19 protein-coding genes are annotated in these 26058 nt (G+C 71.7%); 9 read left to right on the top strand and 10 right to left on the bottom strand.

The annotated features are described in order from the left end of the window. Positions 1-41 precede the first annotated feature (41 nt). Complete coding sequence (gene gntD / locus ACN28G_RS24870) at positions 42-1115, bottom strand: guanitoxin biosynthesis L-enduracididine beta-hydroxylase GntD (RefSeq protein WP_421480445.1); 1074 nt, start codon at positions 1113-1115, stop codon at positions 42-44. A 171-nt stretch (positions 1116-1286) separates the two neighbouring features. Here gntD and ACN28G_RS24865 point away from each other — a divergent pair, with 171 nt between their 5' ends. The 4 genes from ACN28G_RS24865 to ACN28G_RS24850 all read left to right on the top strand — a co-directional run bounded on the left by ACN28G_RS24865 (position 1287) and on the right by ACN28G_RS24850 (position 8002). Then, positions 1287-4589 carry a non-ribosomal peptide synthetase gene (locus ACN28G_RS24865; RefSeq protein ID WP_421480444.1) on the top strand — a complete coding sequence of 1101 codons (3303 nt, stop codon included), beginning with the start codon at positions 1287-1289 and terminating at the stop codon, positions 4587-4589. 134 nt (positions 4590-4723) lie between these two features. Beyond that, the gene (locus tag ACN28G_RS24860; protein ID WP_139135802.1) at positions 4724-5422 is read left to right on the top strand and encodes a hypothetical protein; all 699 of its coding nucleotides are present in this window, start codon (positions 4724-4726) and stop codon (positions 5420-5422) included. 153 nt (positions 5423-5575) lie between these two features. Next, on the top strand, positions 5576-7243 hold the full coding sequence (locus ACN28G_RS24855) for a cellulose-binding protein (RefSeq protein WP_421480443.1): 1668 nt from the start codon (positions 5576-5578) through the stop codon (positions 7241-7243). Between the two features lie 207 nt (positions 7244-7450). Beyond that, complete coding sequence (locus tag ACN28G_RS24850; RefSeq protein WP_139135801.1) at positions 7451-8002, top strand: hypothetical protein; 552 nt, start codon at positions 7451-7453, stop codon at positions 8000-8002. A 69-nt stretch (positions 8003-8071) separates the two neighbouring features. Here the strand turns inward: ACN28G_RS24850 and ACN28G_RS24845 are convergent, their stop codons facing one another. Genes ACN28G_RS24845 through ACN28G_RS24835 form a run of 3 tightly spaced genes read right to left on the bottom strand, consistent with a single transcriptional unit; the run spans position 8072 to position 11225 of the window. After that, positions 8072-9316 carry an ABC transporter permease gene (locus ACN28G_RS24845; protein WP_421480442.1) on the bottom strand — a complete coding sequence of 415 codons (1245 nt, stop codon included), beginning with the start codon at positions 9314-9316 and terminating at the stop codon, positions 8072-8074. Continuing rightward, entirely contained in the window at positions 9313-10035 is a 723-nt protein-coding gene (locus tag ACN28G_RS24840) for an ABC transporter ATP-binding protein (RefSeq protein ID WP_091445387.1), read from the bottom strand. Before ACN28G_RS24840 ends, ACN28G_RS24845 begins: the two co-directional genes overlap by 4 nt. Beyond that, a complete protein-coding gene (locus ACN28G_RS24835) occupies positions 10032-11225 on the bottom strand; it encodes an efflux RND transporter periplasmic adaptor subunit (protein WP_421480441.1) in 1194 nt (397 codons plus the stop codon). The genes ACN28G_RS24840 and ACN28G_RS24835 overlap by 4 nt, the downstream gene beginning before the upstream one ends. A 90-nt stretch (positions 11226-11315) precedes the next feature. Here ACN28G_RS24835 and ACN28G_RS24830 point away from each other — a divergent pair, with 90 nt between their 5' ends. Next, positions 11316-12023 carry a response regulator transcription factor gene (locus ACN28G_RS24830; protein WP_091445383.1) on the top strand — a complete coding sequence of 236 codons (708 nt, stop codon included), beginning with the start codon at positions 11316-11318 and terminating at the stop codon, positions 12021-12023. Beyond that, on the top strand, positions 12020-13840 hold the full coding sequence (locus tag ACN28G_RS24825; RefSeq protein WP_421480440.1) for a sensor histidine kinase: 1821 nt from the start codon (positions 12020-12022) through the stop codon (positions 13838-13840). The genes ACN28G_RS24830 and ACN28G_RS24825 overlap by 4 nt, the downstream gene beginning before the upstream one ends. A gap of 73 nt (positions 13841-13913) precedes the next feature. Here ACN28G_RS24825 and ACN28G_RS24820 read toward each other — a convergent pair whose 3' ends face one another. The 3 genes from ACN28G_RS24820 to ACN28G_RS24810 all read right to left on the bottom strand — a co-directional run bounded on the left by ACN28G_RS24820 (position 13914) and on the right by ACN28G_RS24810 (position 17576). After that, positions 13914-15542: an alpha/beta hydrolase-fold protein gene (locus tag ACN28G_RS24820; RefSeq protein ID WP_421480439.1), complete on the bottom strand. Its 1629-nt coding sequence runs from the start codon at positions 15540-15542 to the stop codon at positions 13914-13916. A gap of 202 nt (positions 15543-15744) precedes the next feature. Beyond that, the gene (locus ACN28G_RS24815) at positions 15745-16440 is read right to left on the bottom strand and encodes a response regulator (RefSeq protein WP_091445379.1); all 696 of its coding nucleotides are present in this window, start codon (positions 16438-16440) and stop codon (positions 15745-15747) included. Beyond that, the gene (locus ACN28G_RS24810; protein WP_217628882.1) at positions 16437-17576 is read right to left on the bottom strand and encodes a sensor histidine kinase; all 1140 of its coding nucleotides are present in this window, start codon (positions 17574-17576) and stop codon (positions 16437-16439) included. The genes ACN28G_RS24815 and ACN28G_RS24810 overlap by 4 nt, the downstream gene beginning before the upstream one ends. 228 nt (positions 17577-17804) lie before the next feature. Between ACN28G_RS24810 and ACN28G_RS24805 the strand changes: the two genes are divergently transcribed. Together ACN28G_RS24805 and ACN28G_RS24800 are read left to right on the top strand one after the other, a co-directional pair. Then, entirely contained in the window at positions 17805-18503 is a 699-nt protein-coding gene (locus tag ACN28G_RS24805) for an ABC transporter ATP-binding protein (RefSeq protein WP_091445375.1), read from the top strand. Beyond that, complete coding sequence (locus ACN28G_RS24800; RefSeq protein WP_421480438.1) at positions 18500-19807, top strand: ABC transporter permease; 1308 nt, start codon at positions 18500-18502, stop codon at positions 19805-19807. Before ACN28G_RS24805 ends, ACN28G_RS24800 begins: the two co-directional genes overlap by 4 nt. A gap of 110 nt (positions 19808-19917) precedes the next feature. Here ACN28G_RS24800 and ACN28G_RS24795 read toward each other — a convergent pair whose 3' ends face one another. Next, a complete protein-coding gene (locus ACN28G_RS24795) occupies positions 19918-22017 on the bottom strand; it encodes a cellulase family glycosylhydrolase (RefSeq protein WP_091445371.1) in 2100 nt (699 codons plus the stop codon). A gap of 222 nt (positions 22018-22239) precedes the next feature. Between ACN28G_RS24795 and ACN28G_RS24790 the strand changes: the two genes are divergently transcribed. After that, positions 22240-22521 (top strand): SCO0607 family lipoprotein, encoded by a 282-nt coding sequence (locus ACN28G_RS24790; protein WP_421480437.1) that lies wholly within the window; start codon positions 22240-22242, stop codon positions 22519-22521. Positions 22522-22598: 77 nt separating this feature from the next. Here ACN28G_RS24790 and ACN28G_RS24785 read toward each other — a convergent pair whose 3' ends face one another. Together ACN28G_RS24785 and ileS are read right to left on the bottom strand one after the other, a co-directional pair. Beyond that, the gene (locus ACN28G_RS24785; RefSeq protein WP_091445367.1) at positions 22599-22814 is read right to left on the bottom strand and encodes a hypothetical protein; all 216 of its coding nucleotides are present in this window, start codon (positions 22812-22814) and stop codon (positions 22599-22601) included. Positions 22815-22880: 66 nt separating this feature from the next. After that, complete coding sequence (ileS, locus tag ACN28G_RS24780) at positions 22881-26003, bottom strand: isoleucine--tRNA ligase (RefSeq protein ID WP_091445366.1); 3123 nt, start codon at positions 26001-26003, stop codon at positions 22881-22883. Positions 26004-26058 lie beyond the last annotated feature (55 nt).

The following is a 26058-nucleotide window of genomic DNA, read 5'->3' as shown; positions in this document are numbered from 1 at the left end:
ACCGAGCCGGCCTGGGCCCGCGTCGGACCGGCCGCAGCGGGTCAGACCACGGCGCGGCCGTGGCTGCCACCGCGTCGACCCTCCGTGCGCCGTAGGTCGGCGGTGATGTTGGTACGCCGCAGCCAGCGGTCGGTGCCGTCGTAGCGGGCCTTGAAGGGCCGTCGGCCGTGCACCGCCCGCTTGTTGTCCACGACCAGCAGTTCCCCGGTGGTCAGCGGCACGTCGGTCATCCGCCGGGCGAACGTGTCGATGAGGACCTGCTGGGCCCGCTCCGCCTCCTCGTCACCCAGGTCGCGCTGCATGAAGGCCGGGTCGATCCGGATCATCGGGGCCTGCGGGTCGCCGGTCAGGATCGGGATGTGGTGCTTGCCGGTGTTCAGGTCGGCGATCAGGTCGAAGGCCAGCTGTTGCATCGCGTCGTCGGTGACCCCGGTCGTGGCCTGGTTGAACGAGGCGGTGTGCGACTCGTCGGGCAGGATGACGAAGCGCCTGGCGAAGAGCGTCCGTACCGTCTCGGCGTCCAACGGCAGCGCCTCGGTGGTGGCGAAGGTGGTCGGCACCAGATCGTGGTTGCGCAGGCAGAGCAGCATGATCCAGTCCGCCCGGTCCTCGTGGAAGGCGTCCTCGTTGTGCCAGTCCAGCTCCACCGTCGAGCTGGAACCGAGCTGGTCGTTCTCGTGCTGCGTCACCGGGAACACGTCCAGGAAGAGCTGACCCTTCTGCTGGCTGAGGAACGAGAACGGGTCACCGAGCAGCGACGCGAGCAGCGCCAGCAGGGCGGTCGCCCGGTGCAGCTCCGGCCGGTCGGTGACCTCGCTGTAGCTGGCCGGGGTGGGGCCGAGGGCCGACTCGTCGAGCGGCAGGCCGGCCAGCACCAGACCGCCGTACGGCCGGCCGGTGAGCCGGAACTCGGTGAGCGTCTCCCGGACCCGCTCCGGCAGCCGGTGCGCCAGCACGGCGAGCCGACCGAGCTGGTGTTCGACGGGCAGCGCCTGCGGTCCGGTCAGCGCCTCGTCGACGAGGCCGGTCAGCTCCTCGCGCTCAGCGGTGGAGAGAGTGAGGCGAGCAATCGCTGTGTGCCGCTGTTCGCTGCCCTCGATGGTCGACTTGCTCATGCCGTACCTCGCCTTTGCCGGCGGACACGCACGCCGTCGGCGGCCTGCCCGCAAGATCGCCGGATCGCCGACGGATGTGGACTGGTCCCAGGCTCGCAACGACCCCCCTGCCAGGGCAGTCAGGTGGATACCCGACTGCCTCGGTCACCCGCGCGGGGGGAGTCTCGGTGAGTGGTGGAGAGAATTGCGCGGATCGACCGGCGGGCCTACGCCGCTGGCCGGGCTGGTGCCGGCCGGGCAGCCACCGCCGCGCCGACGGCACACCGGACCGTACCGTTGGCACCGGCCGAGGAGCCCTGGTGGCTGGCCCACCGGTGGTCGGACCGGGCCGGAGCCGTACACGTGGTGGCCCGGACCGCCCTGGACACCCCGGTCGAACCGGCCCGTCTCGACGTGGCGCTGCGTGCCGTCGCCGCCGAGCACGACCTCTGGCGCCACCGCTGGGCCGACGGCGCCGAGGGCCCGGTCCGGTGGTCCGAGCCGAATGCCGTCCCCGCCGGCCCGGCCGTGCTGACCGATCCCACCGAGACCGAGTCGGCCGAGCTGGTCGAGCGGCGGTTCGAGCTGGCGACCGACTGCCCGGTCCGGGTGGCGTTGCTGCGCCGTACCGACGGTCCCGACGAGCTGCTCCTGGTCGGGCACCGGATCGCGGTTGACGAGTGGACCGCGCCGGCCCTGCTCACCGCGATCGCCACCGCCGCCGGCCAGCCTCCCGCCGACCGACCCGATCCGGCCCGGACCCCCACCGACGACCCGGCCGACATCGACCCGGCCGGCACCGATCCGGCCGACATCGATCCGGCCGTTCCCGATCCGGCCGGGGCCGGACCGGCGGGGAGCGACCCGGAAAGCGCCGGTCCGGGCGCGTCCGACGCGGCGGTGGTCGATCCGACACCGCCGCCGGCCGGCGGGACGACCGGCCTGTGGACCGGCGCGGACCGCACGGGACCGGCGACATGGACCGCCGCGACCCATGATGTCGACCTCCCCCCGACCCTCGCGGCCACCCTGACCGCCAGGTCGGGTGACGAACTGCTCGCCGTGCTGGCTGCCGCGTGGAGTGTCCTGCTCAGCCGGTACGGCGGCGGTGGCCGGTCCGCGGTGCTCGGTACCCTGCGCCGGCCGCCGGCCGACGGCACCTCCACCCACGCCACCTCCAGCATCGACACCTCCGTCGTCGCCACCCCGGCCGTCCTGCACCTGCCGGTGACCGGCCTGAGCTGGCGCGCGTTGACCGCGCACGCCGCCGCCGGCCTGGCCCGGGCGAGCCTCGACCGGACCGGGTTCACCGACGTCGTACGGGCCGCCGCACCCGCCCGGGAGCCGGGCCGCCATCCGCTGTTCCAGACCACTGTCGCGCTGGTGGAAGCAGCCGGCGCGGCTCTGGTCATCCCGGCTCTGGGCCGGCTGGACCTGGCCGTGTGGGCGTTCACCGGCGGCCCCGACGGCCTGCGGGTACGCCTGGCGTACCAACCCGCGCTCTTCGCCGCCGAGCAGGTACGGGCGGTCGGCGGCCACCTGCTGCACCTGCTCGGCCAGGCCGTCGCCGACCCGGAGGCCGCGGTCGGATCGGCGACGCTGCTGTACCCCGAGGAGGTGCGCGGACTGGTCGAGATGGGTCGTGGCCCGGTGTCCACCGGCGACGACCGGCGGTCCCGGAACCTCGTCGAGCTGGTGGACGAATGGTCGGCGGGCACTCCCGGGGCGACCGCACTGCGCTTCGACGGCCGGGGCTACACCTACGGCGAGCTGCGGGCCCGCTCCGAGCGGGTGGCAGCGGCCCTGACCGAGCTGCGGATCGCGCCGGAGGAGATCGTCGGGGTGCTGTTCGAGCGGGGGCCGGCGCTGCCGGTGACCATGCTCGGGATCCTGCGGGCCGGCGGTGCCTACATGCCGCTGGACCCCGACCATCCCGTCGAGCGGCTCGGCTACCAGATCGGCGACGCCCGGTGCGGGCTGGTGGTGACCACGGCGACGCTCGCCGCGCGGCTGCCGGCCGGCGTCCGTACCGTCATCGTCGACCCCGCCGACCCGGGCGGCGCACCGCCGGCCACCGCACCGGAGGGCCGCGCGCCGGAGGGCACCGCAGCGGAGGGCACCGCGCCGGAGCCGGGCCGGACCCCTGCGATCGACGGGCACCGGCTCGCGTACGTGATCTACACGTCGGGTTCCACCGGGCGGCCGAAGGGCACGCTGGTGCAGCACGGCTCGGCGGTCAACTACGTGTTGCACTGCCGCGACCGGTTCCCGATCGGGCCGGGGGACCGGATCCTGCAGTTCGCCAACCCCTGCTTCGACGTGAGCGTCTTCGACATCTTCGCCACCCTGGCCAACGGCGCGACGCTGGTGCACGCCCCACGGGCCGCGTTGTACGACCCGAGGGAACTCGCCGTGGTGCTGCGCACCGAGCGGATCACCGCAGCCGACCTGCCACCGGTCATCCCGCAGCTGCTCGATCTCGACGGCTTCGAAGACCTGCGGATGCTCAACGTCGGCGGCGAGGAGATGCCCGGTGACCTCGCCCCGCGCTGGCGGACCCCGGAGCGGGAGGTGCACAACATCTACGGCCCGACCGAGGTGACGGTGACCTCGACGGAGTACCGCTTCCCGTACCCGGCGCCGCCCGGCCGACCACCGATCGGCCGGCCGCTCACCAACCTCACCGCCTACGTCACCGACGAGTTCGGCGACCTGACCCCGGACGGGGTCCCCGGTGAGCTGCGGATGGGCGGCGACGGGGTGGTGCGCGGCTACCTGCACCGGCCGGCGCTGACCGCCGAGCGGTTCCAGCCGGATCCGCACGGCCCGCCCGGCTCCCGGGTGTACCGCACCGGTGACCTGGTGCGCTGGCTGCCGGACGGCAACCTCGACTTCCTCGGCCGGGTGGACCGTCAGATCAAGTTGCACGGCAACCGGATCGAGCCGGGCGAGATCGAGGTCGCGTTGCGGCTGCACCCGGACGTGCGCAACGCCGTGGTCGACCTGTACCGCAAGCCCGCCGGGGACCAGGACCTGATCGCCTACCTGGTGGTCGCCGCCGGGGCCACGATGGGCGTGGCCGAGTTGCGGGACTTCCTGCGCGACCGGCTGCCCGCCCGGTTCCTGCCGAACCGCGCGATCACCGTGGACAGTCTGCCGTTGACCTCGAACGGCAAGGTGGACCGGGTGGCGCTGGCCCGGCTGGCCTCGGCGCAGGGCGGCGCCACCGTTCCCCCGTCGCCGCTCAACGACCGGCTCGCGGTGCTCTGGTGGCGGGCCCTCGGTCGGGCGCCGGCGGACAGCCCCGGGGCGCAGGACTTCTTCGACGCGGGTGGCACCTCCATCGGTGCGCTCGCCCTGTGCCAGGCGGTGCGGGACAGCTTCGGTACCCGGATCACGATGGACGCCTTCCTCGCCGATCCGACCTTCGCCGCGGTGGTCACGGCGGTGCTGCGGGGGCTGCGGGACCGCGGTTCGGGTGGGCGTACCGGATAACGGGAGGAGACGGGGCAGCGGACGGGCCCGGTGCCACCGGTGCCGGGCCCCATCGGCGACCATCGACCAACCGTGATCACGTTCGGTGATCGACTGGATCGTTGCTGTTGCCGTGCTTCGTTAGCATGGTGGACATGACCCCCGAGCGCAGGCGTGGTGGTGTACCGCCGGTCGGCCGGCAGGAGGCCCGCGACCGTCTCTGGTTGGCGGTGGCCTCCGGTGTGGTCGCTCTCGTCCTCCTGGCCTATCTCGGCCACCGTGGCTACGTGGAGCTGGGCGCGTCCGGGGCCCACCGGGCGGGCACCCTGGTGGTGCAGCAGGCCGAGGCCGTGGCGGTCGGCTACCGCAGCCTCGACGACGGGTACGGCGGCGGCAGCGTGCAGGAGGTCCGGTACCGGCTGCCCGGCGGCGGTGAGCGGACCTCCGTGCTGCGGGACCGGGCTGCCTACCTCACCGTCGAAGAGGGGCAGACCGTGCGGGTGGGTACGTGGCGCGGGCACCTCGTGACCGTCGAGGACCAGTACGTGCGCGACCCCTGGCCGCCGGGGGTCATGCTGGTCTCCACGCTGTTGCCGCCGGCGTTCGTGCTGATGGTGGTGCAGCTCTACGGGGTGTGGCGCCTGCGCCGGGAGCGGAGCTTCGGGGGTGGCTCCGGCCGGGCCTACGCGGTTGCCGCCGCCGTGCTCGCCTTCGTGACCGGCTTCGTCGCCACGGGCGTGGGCGGCGTCGGATGGCTGCTGCCGGCGGCCATCCTGGCGGCGAGCGCCCTGGTGCCACTGGCGTGGTTCGCCGTCCGGGAGATCGGCGGGCGCCGCGCCGCCGCGCGCGGGTAGCTGCGGTCCCGATCCTGCAACAAACCTGCACGTCTCTGCCCTTGCGTGGGTGGCAAGCGCTTTCCTACGGTGGTGTTACATCGATGTTTCGCTGTATGGCCAGGCTGAGGGCGCGAAGACGTAGCCACCTGCTCACTTGCGAGGAGTCCCACCGTGAGAACTTCCGTGCGACACCGGCTTCTTGCCGGCGGTACCGCCGTGGTCGCCGCAGCCGTGGTGGCTGCGGCGCTGCCGGTGACCCAGGCGTCGGGTGCGGCGGACGGCCCCGCCGGCACGTCGGTAAACGCCAACGCGACGAACCTCAGCCTCGGGGCTGGCTCCGACGGCTCCAGCAAGGCCAGCGGCACCAGCTACGGCAACGTGCTCGACGGGAACATGGGCACCTGGTGGTCGCCGTCCGGTTCGACCGGCCGGATCTCGATCAAGTGGGGTGCGGCCACCACGGTGGCCTCGGTCAACATCAGGGAGGCGGCCGGCGCCGTCGGGGTCATCGGCTCCTGGCGGCTGGTCAACAACGACAACGGCGCGGTCCTGGCCAGCGGTACCGGGGCCGGAGCAGTATCCTTCACCGCCACCTCGCTCCGGAAGATCAACTTTGAGATCACCGGGGCGAGCGGCACGCCGCGGATCGCCGAGTTCGAGACGTACGCCGCCGGCACCACCCCGCCGACCACCCCGCCGCCGACGACCCCACCCACCACCCCGCCGGGCACGCCTCCGCCGTCGACCCCACCCCCGTCGAGCGGCACCCTGTACGTGGCACCGACCGGCACCGACGGCGCGGCCGGCACGCTTGCGAACCCGACCACGCTCACCTCCGCGATCACCCGGATCGCCCCCGGCGGCACGATCTTCCTGCGCGGTGGCACCTACCGCTACTCGCAGACCATCACCATCGGGCAGGGCAACAACGGCACGTCGAGCGGCCGCAAGAACATCTTCGCGTACGCCGGCGAGACCCCGGTCCTGAACTTCTCGGCGCAGAGCGAGGACCCGGCCAACCGGGGACTCGCCATCGGCGGGTCGTACTGGCACGTCCGGGGCATCGTCGTCGAACGGGCCGGGGACAACGGCATCCTGCTCGCCGGCAACAACAACATCATCGAGCGCGTGGTGACCCGGCACAACCGGGACTCCGGGCTGCAGCTCTCCCGGCTGATCGCCAACGCACCCCGGGACCAGTGGCCGTCGAACAACCTCGTGGTCAGCACGGAGTCGCACGACAACGTCGACTCCGACGGTGAGGACGCCGACGGCTTCGCCCCGAAGCTGACCGTCGGCCCGGGCAACGTCTTCCGCTACACCGTCTCGCACAACAACATCGACGACGGGTACGACCTCTACACCAAGAGCGACACCGGGGCGATCGGCGCGATCACCATCGAGTCCTCCCTGGCGTACGGCAACGGCACGCTGAGCAACGGCGGTCAGGCCGGCAACGGTGACCGCAACGGCTTCAAGCTCGGCGGCGAGGACATCGCGGTGAACCACACCATCCGGGGCAACATCGCCTACGACAACGGCAAGCACGGGTTCACCTACAACCGCAACCCGGGCACGATGACGGTGTCGAACAACGCCAACATCGGCAACACCGAGCGCAACTTCAACTTCGACGGTGGCTCCTCGGTGTTCCGGAACAACACCTCCTGCGACAGCGGCTCGAACGACCGGATCATCGGCAACGCCGACAGCTCCAACCAGTTCTGGTCCGGTTCCAACGGCTCCCGGTGCTCCGCGTACACCGGAGCCCTGGGTTGGTCCTTCGCCTCCGACGGTCGCCTCGTGGTGACCTTCGGCGGCCGGGTGGTCACCCCGTAACCAGCACGGACGGTGCCGGCGTCACCGCAGCGGTGACGCCGGCATCCGCGCGCCGCGCTGTCCGGGTCGATGCCGGTCGGCGAACCTGACATCTTCCTCACGTGGGCCCGACAGGCTGGCTCCAGTCCGCCGGGAGGTGGGCCGGAACGGACCGGGAGCGTCCCGGGCCGACCGGAGACGAAGGGCGATGCCATGCGCAGGAGTCGGGTGCTGTTGGTAGCTGCCGTCGCGTTGGTCGCGTTGTCGGCCTGCGGGAGCGCGGACGCCAGGCCGCCAGCGAAGGACGACGCGCCGCAGGTGGCCACGTTGGCCACCGCGGAACCGGAACGCACCGGCTCCGCGGAGCCGAAGAAGGAACGTCCGCGCCAGCGGCTCGACACCACGTCGGAGGAGTTCCTGGCGATGCTCGGGCCGTACAACGCGTGCATGGCCGAGCAGGGCATCCCTGGCAAGAACGGCAGCGCGCCAAGGCCGACCAGCGAGGCCGAGATGGAGACGTTCGAGGCGGCCAACCGGGTCTGCGAGCCGCAGTTCTATCCGCTGCCGCCGTGGGAGAAGGACCCGGCCAACCCGGAGGCCCGGGACTTCGCGCTCGACGTGATGAAGTGCCTGAAGGCCCAGGGCGTCAGGTACGTGGAGGTCGACGAGGACGGCATCTCCCTGGCCTTCGGCGGTGACCAGAACGACTCCCGTTCGATCAGCATGGGCCTGGACCTCGCGCCGGAGTGCGAGCGGAAGGTGGCCGCCGAGTTCAAGTGACCCGGCGACTGACAGCAGGCGCGGCGGCCGGATTCCCCGGCCGCCGCGCTTCTTCGTCCGTCCGGCTGCTCAGCCGGCGGCGAGGGCCTGCGTCGGGGGCAGCCGGGCCGCGCGTACACACGGGTAGACGCCGGCGAGCACGCCGATCACGACGGCCCCGCCGACGCCGACGACCGCCGACTCGCCCGGCACCACCAGCGGCCACCCCTGCCAGCTGGCGTACCCGACGGTGATGAGCAGTCCCAGCGTCGTGCCGACCAGGCCGCCGAGCACCGCGAGCACCACCGACTCGGTCAGGAACTGCCCCCGGATCTGCCCCCGGGTCGCCCCGAGGGCCCGTCGCAGGCCGATCTCGGCGCGTCGCTCCAGGACCGAGACGACCATCGTGTTGGCCACCCCGATCCCGCCGACGAGCAGCGCGACCCCGGCCAGGGCCAGGAAGAGTACGGAGAAGCTGCCCTCGGTCGCCCGCTTGGCGGCCAACGCGTCCGAGGGCCGGCTCACCACCACCTGGCCCGGTCTCTCCGGTGAGATCGTCTCGGCCAGCACACCCCGGACCACCTCCAACTGTGACTCCTCGCAGCGGACGTAGATCACCGTCGGATGACCGTCGAAGCGCAGCTCGCTGCGGGCCGCCTCCCACCCGACCAGCACCGACCGGTCGATGTCCGGTGACAGCGGGGTCTCGGCCAGCACCCCGATCACGGTGAACCGCCGGTCGGCGATGACCACCTGCGGCGCGGGCTGGCCGGTGGGCAGGTCGACGATGCCGAGCCGTCCGGCGGCGACCGAGCCGAGCACGACGGTGGGGAAGTTCGCCGTGGCCGGGGTCAGCCACCTGCCGGTCCGGATCCGGGCGTTGATGGTGGGCAGCAGGTCCAGGCGGCTGGCGAGCACGGTGAGGCCGGAGCCGTCCAGGGCGTCCAGCTGGTCGTTGCGGCGTACCAGGGTGCGGGTGTTGCCGACCGCGCTGACCGCGGTGACCGGACCGATGCGCTGGACCATCCCCACCGCCGACTCCGGCAGCCGGGCCGGTGGGTCGCGCTCCACGGCCGTCGCCTGGAGGGTGTTGGTGCCGAGCGCGGTCAGCTGCGTCAGCAGCGCGGCCTGACTGGACGCCGGGATGCCGGTCACCACGATCATCGTGGCGATGCCGATCGCGATGCCCAGCGCCGACAGCGCCGCCCGCAGCGGACGGGTCCGCAGGCCCGTCGAGCCGAGTGCGAGCAGGTCCGCCACGCCCAGCCGGACCGGCCGTGGCGCCCCGTCGAACCGCCCGGTCACCGGGCCACCGGACCGGCGTGAGTCCGTCACCGGGCCACCGGACCGGCGGGTGCCGACGGCCGGGTTGCCGGCCCGGTGTCGTCGCGGACCAGCCGTCCGTCGCGGATCTCGATCCGCCGGGGCAGGGCCGCGGCGATGTCGCGGTCGTGGGTGATCAGCACGATGGTGGTGCCCTCCTCGTTGAGCCGCCGCAGCAGCCGCAGCACGGACTGCCCGGTGGCGGTGTCCAGCGCGCCTGTCGGTTCGTCGGCCAGGACCAGCGAGGGGCGGTTGGCCAGGGCGCGGGCGATCGCGACGCGCTGCTTCTCGCCGCCGGACAACTGCGGTGGACGGTGCCCGGTGCGGTGCGCCAGGCCGACCCGGGCCAGGGCACGCACCGCGTGCTCCCGCCGCTGCCGACGCGGCACCCCGGCGTAGAGCAGACCGGTGGCGACGTTGTCGGCCGCGCTCAGGCCGTCGGAGAGGTGGAACTGCTGGAAGACGAAGCCGATCTCCCGGGCCCGCAGGGCGGACAGTCGCCGGTCGGCAAGCGTCGCGACGTCCCGGCCGGCGATGTGGACGGTGCCCGAGGTGGGGCGGTCCAACGTGCCGATGATGTTGAGCAGGGTCGACTTGCCCGAACCGGACGGTCCGACGATGGCCACCAGTTCCCCGGCGGTGACGTCCAGGCTCACCCCGGCCAACGCGGTGACCCCGCCCGGATAGACCATCGACGCGTCGCGCACCGAGAGCACGGGTCGCCCGCTCATTCGGGTACCACCAGTTCGGTGCCCTCGGTCAGCCCGTCGCCGGTGATCTCGACCCAGCCGTCGGCGAACATGCCGGTGCGCACCGCCACCAGCCCGCCGGGCGTCTGCACCGCGTAGCCTCCCTCGCGCAGTGCCACCAACGCCTCGACCGGCGCGACCAGCACGTCGGTGGCGGTACGCCCGGCGAAGTGCACCCGCACCTCACCGGAGTCGAGGTCGGCGATGGTCTGCGGCTTGTCGACGGCGACCGTCACGGTCAACAGTTGTGGGCCGGTGACGGGGCCGTTGTCGGCCGCGACGAGAGCACGCCCGACGGAGAGGACCCGGCCGGGGACCGTACGGTCGTCGGGCAGGCCGACCCGGACCCGGTCCCCCCGCTTGACCGTGGCGGCGTCTGCGAGTTCGGCGCCGACCGTGACCACCTTGCGGACGGCGGTCACCGCGAGCAGGGGCGCGTTCGCCGGGGAACCGGGTTGCCCGGTGACCGAGTCGACCCGGACCGCCCCGCTGGCGACCTCGACGTGTCCTACCGGGATGGTGCCGGTCGCCGGTACGCCGAGATCCTCCTGCCACCGTTTGATCGCCGCGGTCAGGGCCGCGGTGAGCACGCCCTCGCCGTCGCGTACCCGGCGGGGTCCGGTCTCGGAACCGGTGGTGGCGTTGCCGGTGGGCGCGGGTGAGGGCACCCGCTCGCCGGACGCGGGCTGCCGGCCGGTGGCGTAGCCGAGCGCGGCGAGGTTCTCCGCGACGATCCGCACGTCCCGGCCGACCAGGTTCGCCCCGGCGATGTCCCGGTACAACGGCATGCTGCCGTAGAAGAGCACCACCGGCCGGTCGTCGGCCCGGAACAGCTGCCCGCCCCGCTTGATGGTGACGCCGGCCTCCGGCAGCCAGGTCACCGTCGCCGCCAGGTGCCCGGCCAACGGGCGGGTCGCGCCGAACCCGATGGTGCCGGGCAGCGTCCTGGTGGTGGAGAGGTCACGGCGCTCGATCGGTGCGGTCGCGGCGGCGGTCGTGCGCTCCGGTTTCGGCTCGGCGGCGGCCCGGTGCCGGGTCACCGCGATCCCGGACCCGACCGCCAGTCCCGCCACCACGAGCCCCACGACGAGCCACCGCACGCCGCGCCGGCGGTGGGGCGGATCGGCCACCCGTGGAATGAACTCGGTCGGGGCGTCAGGCAACGGATGCATGCCGACGAGGGTGTCCAGCGGTCGTTAGGAACCTGTCAGGTATGGCGGCCGAAGCCCCACCGGCGGGAATCGGCACCTATCATCGCCGCCATGTGCGCACAGGTTCTGGTCGCCGACGACGATCCCCGCCAGGCCGAGGTGGTACGCCGGTACCTGACCGCAGAGGGTCACGGTGTCACGGTGGTGCACGACGGCCGGGCGGCGCTGGACACGGCCCGCCGGACCCGCCCCGACCTGCTGGTGCTGGACGTGATGATGCCGGTGCTGAACGGCCTGCGGGTGTGCCAGGCCCTGCGCCGGGAGTCCGACGTGCTGGTGCTGATGTTGACCGCCCGCACCACCGAGGACGACCTGCTGACCGGCCTGGAGATCGGTGCCGACGACTACCTGACCAAGCCGTACAGCCCGCGGGAGCTGATGGCCCGGGTCCGTACCCTGTTGCGGCGGGCGGGCCGGGGCGCGCCGGTGGTGGCCGGGACCGGTCCGCGCCGGATCGGCCCGATCGAAATCGACACCGCCGCGCACCAGGTGACAGTGGACGGTGTCCGGGTGGCCTGCACGCGTGGCGAGTTCGCCATCCTGGCGGCGATGGCGGAGCAGCCGAACCGGGTATTCAGCCGGGCGCAGTTGTTGCACCACACCCACGGCATCGACCGCAACTCCACCGAGCGGACCATCGACGTACACCTGATGAACCTGCGCCGCAAGATCGAACGCGATCCACAGCGCCCGGCCTGGCTGGTCACCGTCTTCGGGGTGGGCTACAAGCTGAGCACCGTCGCGGCGCCGCCGCGGTGAGCGGGCGGCGGGTGCCGATCCGGCACAGCCTGGTGACCCGGCTGCTGGTCACCTCGGTGCTGATCGCGATCGCCGCGATCGCCGCCACCGCCTGGCTGGCCACCCGGACCGCCACCCGGGCGATCAGCCAGGAGCAGGGCCGCTCGCTCGCCGAGAACACCAGCGTGTACGACCTGCTGGTCGACTACGCCGCCGGTCACCCGGACTGGTCCGGCGTACGTCCCGTGCTCGAACGACGGGCCGCCGAGCTGGACCGCCGGATCACCCTGACGACCGAGGACCGGACGGTCATCGTGGACACGATGCCCGGCCCGTCGCTGCGTACCGCCCGGCCGGCCGCCGTGGTGGATCCGCTGAACCTGGACCTCGGTCTGACCGGCGGCACCGACCGCATCGACCGTCGGGCGGTCGGCCCGTTCCGGCTCACCCCCGCCGATCGCGTCGGACTGCGTGAGCGCGCCGAGAAGCAACTGGCCTGCCTCCGGCAGTCCGGGTTCGACGCGCGCATCGAGGAGCAGCCCAACGGCCGGCCCGAGGTGGTCCTGGCCACGCCGGGCCTGGGTGTGGCGGCGGGTGCCTGTGGTCCGGATCCGCTGGCGACGGCCACCCGTTCCGAGGCGAAGACGCTGCGCTCGCTGGGCCGGCTGGCGGCCCGCTGCCTCGACCTGGACGAGAAACGCCACCAGCTGGAGGTGCTGCCCGACTTCTCGGCGTACGTGGTCGCCGTGGTCGACGGCGAACGGAGCCAACGACCCATCCCGCAGGAGGCGCTGGGGACCGAGGTGAGGACGACCGGCCCGGCCCGGCTCGACGGCTGTGTGGAGAAGTCCCGGCGGACCCTGCTGCAGCCGTACGTGGCCCCGGCCGTGCTGCTGTTCATCACCGCCCCGGACAGCGGCACCGACCAGACCACGTTCACCCTGTCCGGCGAGAACACCGCCCGCGTCGTGGCGGTGACCGGTGCGGTACTGGTCGCCACCATCGTCGTCACGGTGCTGGTGGGCCGCCGGTTGGTCCGTCCGCTGCGGGTGCTCACCGAGGCCGTCGACGGGCAGCGGCCCGCTCCGGTGACCGCCCCGGACGAGATCGGCCGGCTGGCCCGCGCCCTCAACGACTCGATCCAGCGCCGGGACCGGGCGGAGGCCCAGCGGCGGGCGATGGTCAGCGACGTGGCGCACGAGCTGCGTACCCCGTTGACCAACATCCGCAGCTGGCTGGAGGCGGCCCAGGACGACCTCGCACCGACCGACGCCCAACTGCTCGGCCTGCTGCACGAGGAGGCGGTGCTGCTCCAGCACATCATCGACGACCTGGCGGACCTGGCCGCGGCGGACGCCGGCACGCTGCGCATCCACCCCGAGCCGACCTACGTCGGGGACGTGCTCACCCAGGTGGTGGAGAGCCACCGGGGCACCGCCCAGGCGGCCGGTGTGGAGCTGAGCACGCGGATCGACGACGATCCGGTGCTGCCGGTCGACGCGGTGCGGTTGCGTCAGATCGTCGGCAACCTGGTCTCCAACGCGATCCGCCACACCCCGCCCGGCGGCTCGGTCACCGTCGCCGCCCGCGACACCACGATCACGGTACGGGACACCGGGGTGGGCATCGCGCCGGAGAACCTGCCGAAGATCTTCGAGCGGTTCTGGCGGGCGGACGGGTCACGTAACCGGGCCACCGGCGGCAGCGGCCTGGGGCTGGCGATCACCCAGCACCTGGTCAGCGCGCACGGTGGCACGCTGACGGTGCAGAGCGTGCTCGGCGAGGGCAGCGTGTTCACCGTCCGGCTGCCGGCCGAGGTGGCGAGCAGTCCCGGGTGACGGCGGCCCCTGGCGGAACCGATGGCGGTGGTGGGTCGGCGACCGGGGTCGCCGGTCCACCACCGCCCCCTGCTTACCGGACCCGCAGCCGCTGGTGGAGCGCGGCGGCGGGCGCGTAGGTCGGGTCACCGGAGTAGGCGACGTGGACCGGGTACGTCCCCGCCGACAGTCCGGCGGTCGGCAGCGTGACCACGGCCCGGCCGCCGGCCAACGCCACCGCCTGGGTGGTGCCGCCGAAGGTGACCACGACCTCGCCGGTCACCGTCGGGGACTTCTTGTGCCGGGACTGCGCCCGCACCTCGACGTCGAGCGTGAAGGTGCCGCCCCGGACGACCGAGGCGGGGGCGGCCTTCGCCTTCACCACGGTCTTCGCCGTACCGACCGCGCCGGTGCCGGCCGACCACAGGTGGTCCCGGGCGAAGATCGTGAAGAGCTGGCTGGCCGTCATCCCGTCGTGTGCGCCGGGGACCTGGGCCGTCTCGGCGGCGTACCCGCGGGCCCGGAAGTTGTCCGCGATGGCGTTCTGGACGTCGAGGCTGCCCTCGAAGACCCCGTTGCCGAGGAAGACGAAGAGGTCGTCGTCGCCTACCGCGGCGGCGACCTCGTCGTAGTCCTCGGTGGTCAGCGAGGGGTTGCCGGAGAAGTGTCCGAAGTACCCGAACGTGGTCGGGTAGCCCCGGATGACGTGGGCGCCGGTCATGCCGCCGTAGGAGAACCCGGCGTAGGCCCGCCCCGTACGGTCGGTGGAGACGTTGTACTTCTTCTCGATGAGGGGAAGGACCGTCCGTACCAGGTTGTTGGCGGCGTTGGTCTGGTTGTACGAGGCGAAGCCGAGGCTGGTGCCGGTGAAGTGGTTGCCCACGGTCACCACCACGGTGGGCTCGATCTCGCCCTTGGCCGTCATGTTGTCCAGGATGTTCGGCACGTTGGCCGGGACCATGAAGTCGGTCTCGTCACCGAAGATGCCGTGCGCGAGATACGCGACCTTGTACGGCTCGGCACGCTTGGCGTCGTAGTTGGCCGGCAGGTAGACGCCGAGGTGGTGCCCACTGTCGCCGAGGATCGTGGTGTAGGGGATGTACTGGACGGTGCCCCGCTGCGAGCGCCTGGCCGCCGGCAGCTCGTACGCCGCCCGCTCCTTGAGCACCGGGTCGTTCTGCTTCTCGGCGTACGGCACGTACACCGCGTCGAGCACGTCGTTGTTTCGGACCCGGAACGAGGACTCGCCCGGGGGCCGGGGGTTCGTCGAGGCGGGATCCCAGATGCGCTTGTTCTCCCAGCCCCGGCTCGGGTCCCAGACCCGGTACCAGTAGCTGAGGCCGCCGGCGTGCAGCGGGAGCGAGACCGTCCAGTTTCCCCGCTTGTCCCTGGTCATGTCCCGCAGGAACTCGGTCCCGCCGGCGTGGTACCGCCCCGGCTTCCATTCTTCCGGCTGGTACCGGGTGGTGCCGGTGCCGACGTCGAGCAGGGTCAGGTCGCCGGCCAGGCGTACCTGGGTGGCGTTCGGGTTGCGGTAGACGAACGTGACGGTGTACCCGGTCGGCGAGTGGCGGTCCGCCGTGACGGTCGCCCCCTCGGCGGTCGCGGGCCGGGGTTTGCCGGCGACGGCCGGCGCGGGGGCGACGGCGCCCGCGCCGAGGGACAGGCAGGCGAGCACCGTGACGGCGCGCCCGAGTCGGCGTCTTCCGATCGTTGTCCTCAACTGAAGGAACTCCTCTGTGGGGGGTGCGTGGCCGGTTGCGGATCTCCTGGTCTGGTTCGGACGCTAAATCGAATTAGCGTCGGTAGTGTCGCCGGACACACCAATCGATGTCAAGGGTGTTGCGGTGCTGTTGCGGGGTGGTTGTCCCTGGTCACGGCGCCTGCCGGCGGACGGTGCTGCCCGACCCGCGTCCCGTCGCCACTCAGGCTGACTGCCCGGGTACGGGAAGCAGGCCGCTCTCGTAGGCGAGCACGACCAGCTGGGCCCGGTCGTGCGCGTACAGCTTGGCCATGATGCGGTTCACGTGGGTCTTCGCCGTGTGCGGTGAGATGACGAGTTCCCGGGCGATCTCCTGGTTCGACCGGCCCCGCGCCACCAGCAGCAGCACCTCCCGTTCCCGGTCGGTCAACTGCTCCAGCTTCTCGGCGGCGGGGTTCGGCCGGTGCGTCCTGGCCAGGGCCAGGTCGGGGGCGGCCAGCACGTACTTCTCGATGAGGCTGCGGGTGGCAGCCGGCGAGAGCAGCGCGTCGCCGGCGTGCACCGCGCGTACGGCCCGGACGATCTCCTCGGGCTCCGCGCCCTTGCCGATGAACCCGCTCGCACCGGCCCGCAGGGCCGCCACCAGGTACTCGTCCTCCTCGAAGGTGGTGAGGATGAGCACCCGGGTCTCGGCCAACGTCGGGTCGGCGCAGATCGCGGCGGTGGCCCCGATGCCGTCGAGTTCCGGCATCCGGATGTCCATCAACACGACGTCGGGGCGGAGCGAGGCGGCCAGCGCCACCGCCTCCGTGCCGTTTACCGCTTCCCCGACGACCCTGATGCCTGCCTGGTCGACCAGGATGTCCGTCACGGCCTGACGGATGAGTGGCTGGTCGTCGACCACGAGCACGGTCGTCACCGCGGATCCTCTTTCGGTAGGGGTAGGCAGGCGGCGAGCCGGAAGCCGCTGGTCGACAACCCGGTCTCCACGACGCCGCGGACGGAGGCGACGCGTTCCCGCAGGCCGACGAGGCCGTGGCCGCCCGATGCCGCCTCCGGCCGGTCGTCCGCCGCCCCGAGCGGGGCGGGATTGGTGACGACCACCGTGACTTGCTGGTCACCGAGCTCGATCAGGACGTGTGCCCGGTGCCCGGTGCCGTGCTTGTGCGCGTTGGTGAGGCCTTCCTGGACGACGCGGTACGCGACCACGTCGACGGCGCCGGTGACCGTCGAGAGATCTCCCGTGGTCCGTACCGAGACGCTGAGTCCGGCTTCGACGAACCCGCGGACCAGCCGGTCGAGCTGGTCGAGACCGGGCTGTGGGACGGCTGCCCGGTTGGCCGGGTCGTCGTCGGAGGCGCGCAGCACCCGGAGCAGGTCGCCGATCTCGGTGAGCACCGTCCGGGCGGCGCTTCGGATGACACCGAGGGACTGCTCCGCCCGCTCCGGCCGCGTTCGCAGGGTGGACGAGGCCACCCCGGCGTTGAGGCTGATCACGGAGATCTGGTGGGCGACGACGTCGTGCAGGTCACGCGCGATCCGCAGCCGTTCCTCGGTCACCCGCCGGCGGGCCTCCGACTCACGGGTCTGCTCGGCGCGCTCGGCGCGCTCGATGACGGCGATCAGGTACTCCCGTCGGGACCGGGTCGCGTCACCGGCGGCAGCGGCGAACGCGATCATCACGGCGAACTGCAGGGACCGGGGATCGAAGACGTTCCCGATCACCGACAGCAGGCTGAGCAGGGCCATCGCCACGACGGTCGCACAGGTCACGGTGAGGGTGGTCCGGCGGTCCATCCGGTTGGCGACGTGGAACAGGGCGATCGCCGTGGCCAGCACGGCACCAGGGGCCAGGATGCCGGTGGACGCCGCGACGCCGTAGAGCAGGAGGCAGCCGGCGAGCACCGGGATCGGCCACCGCCGTCGCAGCGGTAGCAGCGCGGCCGGGGCGATCACCACCGCCGTGACGGCGTGACTGCCCGGCCGGAACTCCCCGATGTCGAACGGGGTGAACGCCGCGGCGACGATGGCCACCCCGGCGACGACGTCCCCCACCCAACAGGGTGCTCTGCGGCGCGGAATCCTGGGGTCCGCCGCGGTGGCTGTCGACGTCACCGCCTCATTCTGCCGCTCCCCCCGGCGGTGTGCGTACTCCTTCCGCGGCAACCGGGATACCGCGAACGCGGTATTCGGGTATCCGCAGCGGGGGGACGTCGAGGAGGTGGGTGCAGGGCAACGATGGAGTCGCCAGCCAGCCGCTGGCCGAACTGCGAAAGGAACCCTATGGAAAGCCCGATCATCTCGGCCGCGGACGTGCGCAAGACATACGGTCGCGGGGCGAACAGCTTCGACGCCCTGAAGGGCGTCAGCGTCGACATCGCCGATGGTGAGAGCATCGCGATCCTTGGTAAGAGCGGGTCCGGAAAGTCGACCCTCATGCATATTCTCGCACTGCTGGACGCGCCCACCTCGGGCACCGTCACCCTGGGCGGTGTCGACACCCGTACGCTGCGTGGTAAGCGGCTCAACGAGACCCGCAACAAGACGTTCGGCTTCGTCTTCCAGCAGTTCTTCCTGACCCCGGGCGCCTCGGTGCTGGAAAACGTGACGCTACCGTTGAAAATCGCCGGAGTGGGCCGCGCCGAACGTAAACGCCGGGGCCTGGCAGCGCTGGAGCAGCTCGAAATCGGCGACAAGGCGAAGAACAAGGCCGCGAATCTCTCCGGTGGCCAGAAACAACGGGTGGTGATCGCCCGGGCACTGGTGAACAATCCTCGGGTCATCTTCGCCGACGAACCCACCGGCAATCTCGACTCCGCCACCGGCGCGGTGGTCGAGGACATTCTCTTCGACCTCAACCGGCAGCACGGCATCACGCTCATCGTGGTCACCCACGACGACGAGTTGGCCGCGCGCTGCGACCGCCGCGTCCTGGTCCGGGACGGTCAGCTGGTGGACGACACCGTGGCGGTGCCGGCATGAAAATCTCCGACCTCGTCGGCTCGGCCGCCGGCAACGCCTTCCGCGCCAAGACCCGTACCCTGCTGACCATCCTCGCGATCTTCATCGGCGCGTTCACGCTGACCCTGACGAACGGGCTCGGCACCGGCATCAACGACTACATCGACGACACCGTGACCGCCATCGGCGCCTCGGACGTGATGACCGTCGTCAAGCCCTCGGAGGGCTCCGAAGGCTTCGGAAACTCCTCCGGGCCCGTCGAGTACGACCCGGACACCGTGGCGTCCGCGCAGCCCGGCCCGCCGGGGCAGACGGTCGTGGCGCTCACCCCGGCGGATCTCGACTCGTTGGCCGCCATCGACGGCGTGCGCGACGTGCAGGCGAGCAAGGCGGTCCGGCCCGACTACATCCAGGCCGGCACGGGCCCGAAGTACGTCGTCACCGTCGGTGGGATCGTCGCCGGGCAGCAGATCCAGCTCGCCGCCGGGGCCGAACCCGACGACTCCTCCACCGAGCCGCAGGTCGTGCTCCCCACCTCGTACGTCGAGCCGCTCGGCTTCGCCGACGCCGGCGCGGCGCTCGGGCAGACCGTGTCGATCGCGATCACCGACGCGGAGCGCACCGCCCAGGTGGTCGAGGCGACGATCGTCGGAGTGGCCGAGGAGTCCTTCGCGTCCCCGGAGGGCGCCAGTGTCCTCCCCAACGCCACGCTCACCGACACGCTCTTCGACGCCCAGAACACCGGTTTGTCCGCCGCCGAGGCGCAGCGGTACGCCCAGGCCAGCGTCTGGTTCGACCCGGACGCCACGGAACAGGAGGTCGACGCCCTGAAGGGCCACCTCGCCGACGCCGGATACAACGGGGTCACCGTCGACGACCAACTCGGCACCTTCAAGAGCATCATCGACGGAATCGTCCTGGTGCTCAACGCCTTCGCCGTCATCGCCCTGCTCGCGGCGAGCTTCGGCATCGTCAACACCCTGTTCATGTCGGTGCAGGAACGTACCCGCGAGATCGGGCTGATGAAGGCGATGGGCATGGGCAGCGGCCGGGTGTTCGGCCTGTTCAGCCTCGAAGCCACCTTCATCGGCTTCGTCGGCAGCGCCGTCGGCGCGGCGCTGGCCATGCTGGCCGGTACCGTGATCAGCTCCATGCTCGCCGATTCGTTCCTCGCGGACCTGCCCGGACTCACCCTGATCGCCTTCGACCCGCTCTCCATCGCGGCGATCATCCTGCTGGTCATGACGATCGCCTTCCTGGCCGGCACCCTGCCGGCGGCGCGGGCGGCCCGGGCCGACCCGGTGGACTCGCTGCGCTACGAGTAGCCGGTCACCCGACCACGCCGGTACGGCCGTTCCGACGCCCCGCGCCGGGACGGCCGTACCTGGTCGTCGGGCGGTCCGACCACGCCGGCGGCGCGGTCGGACCCGAGGCGTCAGCCGACGCTGCCGGTGACGGTGCCGCCGGACCTGGTCAGCCGGTAGGTGAGCCGGGCACCGCTCCAGAAGTGGAAGGTCAGGACGACCGGACCGTCGTTGACCTCGGCGAAGAACTCGGGCTTCAGCAGGATGGTGTTCGCGGTGTAGTCGGGTTGGAAGTGCGTCCAGAACTCCTTGTACGAGGTCCAGTTCGCCGGGCCGGCGTTGCTGCCGTCGGCGTACCTGGCCTCCATGGTGGCGAGCTGGTCGCCGCGGAACTGGGTGGGGACGGCAAACGAGCTGGTGGTGCCGGTGGCCGCGGCCTGGGTCGGCGGGTCGTACGAGATGACGCTGATCTGCCAGGGCACACCCGCCGAGAAGTGGGCTTCGAGGGTGGCGTTGACGCCCGGCGCGCGGTTGCCCGCCAGCCGGGTCAACGCGGCGGCAGTAAGCGTGAGGGTGTTGCCCGACACGGTGTAGTCGGTGCCGGCGACCAGGTTGGTGCTGCCCTGGCGCAGCCCCTGGAATGAGACCCCGTTCAGGTTCAGGGTGAGGGCCCTGCTGGCGATGGTGCCGGTGCGGGGCAGGTAGAGCTGGTCCGTGGCGGCGGTGGCGGAGCGGGTGGTCCAACTCGCCTTCATCAGCTGGTAGAGGCCCTGGTCACGCCATTGCAGGGTGTTGCGGTTGAGGAAGGACCCGGCGTCCCAGAGGATGGTGGTGAGCTTCCTGGTCCGGGCGTGGTGGCCGACCGCCTCGAAGAACTTCAGCAGCTCGCCCCGCTGGATGATGCCGGGCCGGGTGTAGTCGTAGCTGAGCAGGCCCCACTCGCCGATGATCACCGGGATCCCCCGGGCGACGAAGGTGTCGTGGACCCGGTCGAAGCCGTCGACCAGGTCCTTCTCCACGGTGGCGTCGTAGCGGATGCCGCCGGCGATGTTGACGCTGAACGGCCACCAGCCGTAGAAGTGCACGGTCGCGGCGATGTTGGGGTCCCGGAGCTGGTCGAGCGTGGTCGTCAGTGCGTCGAGTCGGGCCTGATCGGAGGTGGTGTACAGGGTGGGTAGCACGAGCAGCCGGGTGGCGTTGTTGCCACCGGAGGCGCGTACCAGGCGGACGAACGCGAGGTTCAGCTCGTGCAGCAGCTCGTCGCCCTGGGCCTCGCCGGAGGTGCCGGCGAACTGCGGCTCGTTGATGCTCTCGAAGGTCAGCTTCGACGAGTGGCCCCGGAAGGTGGTGGCGAGCTGGGTCCAGAGCGCGGTGTAACGGTTCATCACCGTTGTGCGGTCGGCGAGGTAACCGTTGAGCCACTGCCAGGAGTCGTGATGCAGGTTGATCATCACGTACAGGCCCTCCGCGAGGGACCAGTCGACCACCTGGCGGACGCGGTTCAACCAGACCGGGTCGATGGTGTACGAGGGGGCCGGACCGGTGTGGTCGGTCCAGGTCACCGGGATCCGGATGCTGTTGTACCCCTGCGAGCGGATCTGGCGTAGCAGGGCCTGGGTGACCAGCGGGTTGCCCCAGGCGGTCTCGTCGGGGATGGCGTCGAGGGTGTTGCCCAGCCCCCAACCCGGTTGCATCGCGGCCACCGTCGCCATCGCGTCGCCACCGGGCGACGGTGACGGTGACGGTGAATTCGTCGGCGTAGGGGACGGGGGCCCGGTGGTGGGGGGTGGGGTCGGCGTGCCCACGCTGCCGGTGCAGGTGACGCCGTTGAGGGCGAACGAGGTAGGTGCCGTGTTGCCGCCCGACCAGGACCCGTTGAAGCCGAAGGAGACCGCCGCGTTCGTGCCGATCGCGGCGTTGTAGCTCAGGTTCTTCGCGGTGTGTTGGGCCCCGGCGGAGGTGACCGTGGCGTTCCACGCCTGGGTCACCCGCTGGCCGGACGGGAAGGCCCAGGTAAGGCTCCAGCCGTCGACCCGGTCACCGAGGTTGGTGACCTTCACGTCGGCGGTGAAACCACCCTGCCACTGCGCCGACACGGTGTACGCCACCTGGCAACCGGCTGCGGCCTGGGCGTTGCCGGCGACCATCAGGCCGGCCGTCATCATCAGCGCCACCGCGCCGGCGACCAGGCCGATCCGTCCTCGGGTTCTTCGAACGTCGTACGCACTCATCAGGAGACTCCTCGCCATGCTGGCGCGTGGTGATGGGGTGTGCGGACGCTGCCCGTGACGTCCGCGCCGAGCGAAGAGGCTCCCGTGTTACCGATAACATAGCCATCGATGTCTGCTCCGGCAAGGTCGGTCGGCACTCCACCAAGGAGTGACGCAGGTCATGGAGAGGACTGAGTACCTGTACCGATGGCCGACCCGGTCGCGGGCAGCAGAATGCTTCCCATGCGTACCCGGATGACGATCCTCCTCGCCACCCTCGGGCTGGTCGGCTCGATGGCGACCAGCGGCTGTTCCTTCCAGGACAGCATCTGCGGCGACGGCGACTACCCGATCCTCGCGGTCGGGGTGAACAACGGCTCCGACTGCATCCCGAAGGGCCAGGAGCCACCCGCCGGGTGGGTGCACTACCCGGAGGGCAAGGTCCCGAAGCACGTCGACGACGAGTGGGACGTCTACTGGCGCGATCACGGCATCGACGAGCAGGGCAACATCATCGACCTCTGACACTCCCGGCGCCTGGTGTCGGCCGACTTGGGCCGCTGCCAGGCGTCTTTCCCTTTCGCCCCGTCGATCACCGTTGGTCAACGGGCGATCGAGGCCCGGGTCTGGCAGCGTAGGTACGGTGACAACCGAGAACCGAGTTTTCCGGTTTCCGGAACGGAGGGGCTGTCGTGAACTTCACGCTGTCGAAGCGCCCGGGCGACGGCCCCGGTGACGGCCTCGACCGCCTCGACCGGTGCGGCGTCCTCGGCCGACTGCAGTATCTCGGCCAGCACGGCCGGTTCGCTCTCCGCCACCCGTCGAGCATAGGCGTGCGGTGTCCCGGGCCACGGTGACGACCACGGCCCGGGACACCGGTCAGGTCAGACCCGGCGCAGCCAGAAGGTCAGGCCGAGCGCCTCGTCGGTGAACGGCTCGGCGTCCGGCCAGGACGGCTCACCCTCGGCGCAGTCGGTGGCCAGCACCTCCTCGGCGACCAGCTCCCGGTGCTCGGCCAGGGCCAACGCGGTCTCCTCCCGGCTCGGCCGGTACCGCAGCTCGATCCGGTCGGCCACCTCCAGCCCGCTGGACTTGCGGGCCTCCTGGATCTGCCGGATCGCGTCCCGGGCCGTACCGGCGCGGCGCAGCTCCGGGGTGAGGTGCAGGTCCAGCGCCAGGGTGGCACCGGAGTCGGTGGCCACCGCCCAACCCTCCCGGGGGGTCTCCACGACGACCACCTCGTCCGGGCCGAGCGTCACCTGCTCGTCGCCCACCACGACGGTCGCCGAACCGGTCGAGCGCAGCGAGTCCTTCAACGCCGCCGCGTCGGCCGCCGCGATCGCCGCGGCCACCTGCTGCACCCCCTTGCCGAACCGCCGACCCAGGGTACGGAAGTTGGCTTTCGCGGTGGTGTCGACGAGCGAGGTGCCGGTGGCGCCCACGGCGGTCACCGACCCGACGTTCAACTCGGCCGCGATCTCGGCCAGCAGCTCGTCCGGCAGGTCGGCGAAGCCGGTGGCCGAGGCCAGCGCACGGGACAGCGGCTGGCGTACCTTCATCCCGGAGTCGGCGCGGGCCGCCCGGCCCAGCTCGACCAGCCGCCGGGCCAGCGCCATCTGCCCGGAGAGCGCCGGGTCGATCAACGCGGCGTCGGCCTCCGGGTACCCGGCCAGGTGCACCGACGACGCGGCGTCCGGGGCCACCGGCACCACCAGGTCCTGCCAGACCCGCTCGGTGACGAACGGGGTGAGCGGGGCCATCAGCAGGGTCAGCGTGCGCAGCGCCTCGTGCAGGGTGGCCAGCGCCGCCGGGTCGCCCCGCCAGAACCGGCGACGGCTGCGCCGGACGTACCAGTTGGACAGGTCGTCGATGAAGGCCGAGAGCAGCCGGCCGGCCTGCTGGGTGTCGAAGGCGGCCATCGCCGTGTCCACCTGCTGCACCAGCGTGTTCAGCTCGGAGAGCAGCCACCGGTCCAGCACCGGACGGTCCTGCGGCGCCGGGTCCGCCGCCGACGGCGACCAACCGGCGGTACGGCCGTACAGGGACTGGAAGGCGACGGTGTTCCAGTAGGTCAGCAGGATCTTGCGGACCACCTCCTGGAGGGCGGTGTGTCCGACCCGACGGGCCGACCAGGGTGAGCCGACCGCGGCCATGAACCAGCGCACCGCGTCCGCGCCGTGCTGCTCCATCAGCGGCATCGGCTCCAGGATATTGCCCAGGTGCTTGGACATCTTCCGGCCGTCCTCGGCCAGGATGTGCCCCAGGCAGACCACCGTCTCGTAGGACGAGCGGTCGAAGACCAGCGTGCCGATCGCCATCAGGGTGTAGAACCAGCCCCGGGTCTGGTCGATGGCCTCGGAGATGAACTGCGCCGGGTAGCGCCGCTCGAACAGCTCGGTGTTGTGGTACGGGTAGCCGAACTGCGCGAACGGCATCGCCCCGGAGTCGTACCAGGCGTCGATGACCTCCGGCACCCGACGGGCCGTCGCGCCGCAGTGACAGGCGAAGGTCACCTCGTCGATGTACGGCCGGTGCGGGTCGAGGTCGGTCAGGTCGGTGCCGGTCAGCTCGCTCAGCTCGGCGAGCGACCCGACGCAGGTCAGGTGCTCCTGCTCGCACCGCCAGATGGGCAGCGGGGTGCCCCAGTACCGCCGCCGGGACAGCGCCCAGTCGACGTTGTTGTTCAGCCAGTCGCCGTACCGGCCGTGCTTGACGGTGGCCGGCTGCCAGGTGGTCCGCTCGTTCTCCCGCAGCAGCTCGTCGCGGACGGCCGTGGTGCGTACGTACCAGGAGGGCTGGGCGTAGTAGATCAGCGCGGTGTGGCAGCGCCAGCAGTGCGGGTAGCTGTGCTCGTAGGGCACGTGCTTGAAGAGCAGCCCCCGGGCGGCCAGGTCCTCCACCAGCGGCTGGTCGGCAGCCTTGAAGAACAGGTCACCGACCAGCGGCAGGCCCGCCTCGAAGCGGCCGTTGGGCTGCACCGGGTTGACCATCGGCAGCCCGTACGCGCGGCTGCTGGCCAGGTCGTCCGCGCCGAAGGCGGGTGCCTGGTGGACCAGGCCGGTGCCGCTGTCCGTGGTCACGTAGGACGCCAGGATCACGATGTGCGCGTCGGGGACCTCGACCAGGTCGAACGGGGCCCGGTAGCTCCACCGCTCCAGCTCCTTGCCCCGGAACGACTCCCCGGTCAGGTCCCAACCGTCACCCAGCGCGTACGCCAGCAGCGGCTCGGCCACCACGAGCTGCTCGTTGCCGTCGGTGGCGACCACGTACCGGACGTCCGGGTGCACGGCCACCGCGACGTTCGAGGGCAGCGTCCACGGGGTGGTCGTCCAGACCAGCAGCGAGGCCCGGTCGGCCAGCGGGCCGGAGGTGAGCGGGAACCGGACGTAGACCGACGGGTCCACTACCGTCTCGTACCCCTGGGCCAGCTCGTGGTCGGAGAGCCCGGTCTCGTCGCGCGGGCACCACGGCGCGACCCGGAAGTCCTCGACCAGCAGGCCCTTGTCGAAGATCTGCTTGAGCGACCACCAGACCGACTCGATGTACTGCGGATCCATCGTCCGGTACGCGTCGGCCATGTCGACCCAGTAGCCCATCCGCTCGGTGAGCTGGGCGAACGCGTCGGTGTGCCGGGTCACCGACTCGCGGCAACGGGCGTTGAACTCGGCGATGCCGAACTTCTCGATGTCCTGCTTGCCGGCGAAGCCCAGCTCCCGCTCCACGGCCAGCTCGACCGGCAGGCCGTGGCAGTCCCAGCCCGCCTTGCGGGCCACGTGGAAGCCCTTCATCGTCCGGTAGCGGGGGAAGACGTCCTTGAAGACCCGGGCCTCGATGTGGTGGGTGCCGGGCATCCCGTTGGCCGTCGGCGGCCCCTCGTAGAACACCCACTCCGGGCGGCCCTCGGACTGCTCCAGGCTGCGCTCGAAGACGCTGTTGGCCTGCCAGAAGTCGAGAACCTCGTGGTCGAGGGCGGGCAGAGCGACCTGGGTGGGGACGCTGCGGTACATGGCTCCTCCGTCGGATGCGCGTGCGGTGCTCCGGCGGAGGGACGAGGCCGGGGCC

It is taken from the genome of Micromonospora sp. WMMA1923, assembly GCF_049179195.1.
GTDB lineage: Bacteria > Actinomycetota > Actinomycetes > Mycobacteriales > Micromonosporaceae > Micromonospora > Micromonospora yangpuensis.
This window is presented reverse-complemented; position numbering and strand designations above follow the sequence as displayed.

Excerpts from the sequence above, each read along its gene's own strand:
- ACN28G_RS24800 (WP_421480438.1), top strand. The coding sequence starts at position 18,500 with ATGAAAATCTCCGACCTCGTCGGCTCGGCCGCCGGCAACGCCTTCCGC.
- ACN28G_RS24830 (WP_091445383.1), top strand. The coding sequence starts at position 11,316 with ATGTGCGCACAGGTTCTGGTCGCCGACGACGATCCCCGCCAGGCCGAG.
- ACN28G_RS24805 (WP_091445375.1), top strand. The coding sequence starts at position 17,805 with ATGGAAAGCCCGATCATCTCGGCCGCGGACGTGCGCAAGACATACGGT.
- gntD (WP_421480445.1), bottom strand. The coding sequence starts at position 1,115 with ATGAGCAAGTCGACCATCGAGGGCAGCGAACAGCGGCACACAGCGATT.
- ACN28G_RS24795 (WP_091445371.1), bottom strand. The coding sequence starts at position 22,017 with ATGAGTGCGTACGACGTTCGAAGAACCCGAGGACGGATCGGCCTGGTC.
- ACN28G_RS24840 (WP_091445387.1), bottom strand. The coding sequence starts at position 10,035 with ATGAGCGGGCGACCCGTGCTCTCGGTGCGCGACGCGTCGATGGTCTAT.
- ACN28G_RS24835 (WP_421480441.1), bottom strand. The coding sequence starts at position 11,225 with ATGCATCCGTTGCCTGACGCCCCGACCGAGTTCATTCCACGGGTGGCC.
- ileS (WP_091445366.1), bottom strand. The coding sequence starts at position 26,003 with ATGTACCGCAGCGTCCCCACCCAGGTCGCTCTGCCCGCCCTCGACCAC.
- ACN28G_RS24790 (WP_421480437.1), top strand. The coding sequence starts at position 22,240 with ATGCGTACCCGGATGACGATCCTCCTCGCCACCCTCGGGCTGGTCGGC.
- ACN28G_RS24860 (WP_139135802.1), top strand. The coding sequence starts at position 4,724 with ATGACCCCCGAGCGCAGGCGTGGTGGTGTACCGCCGGTCGGCCGGCAG.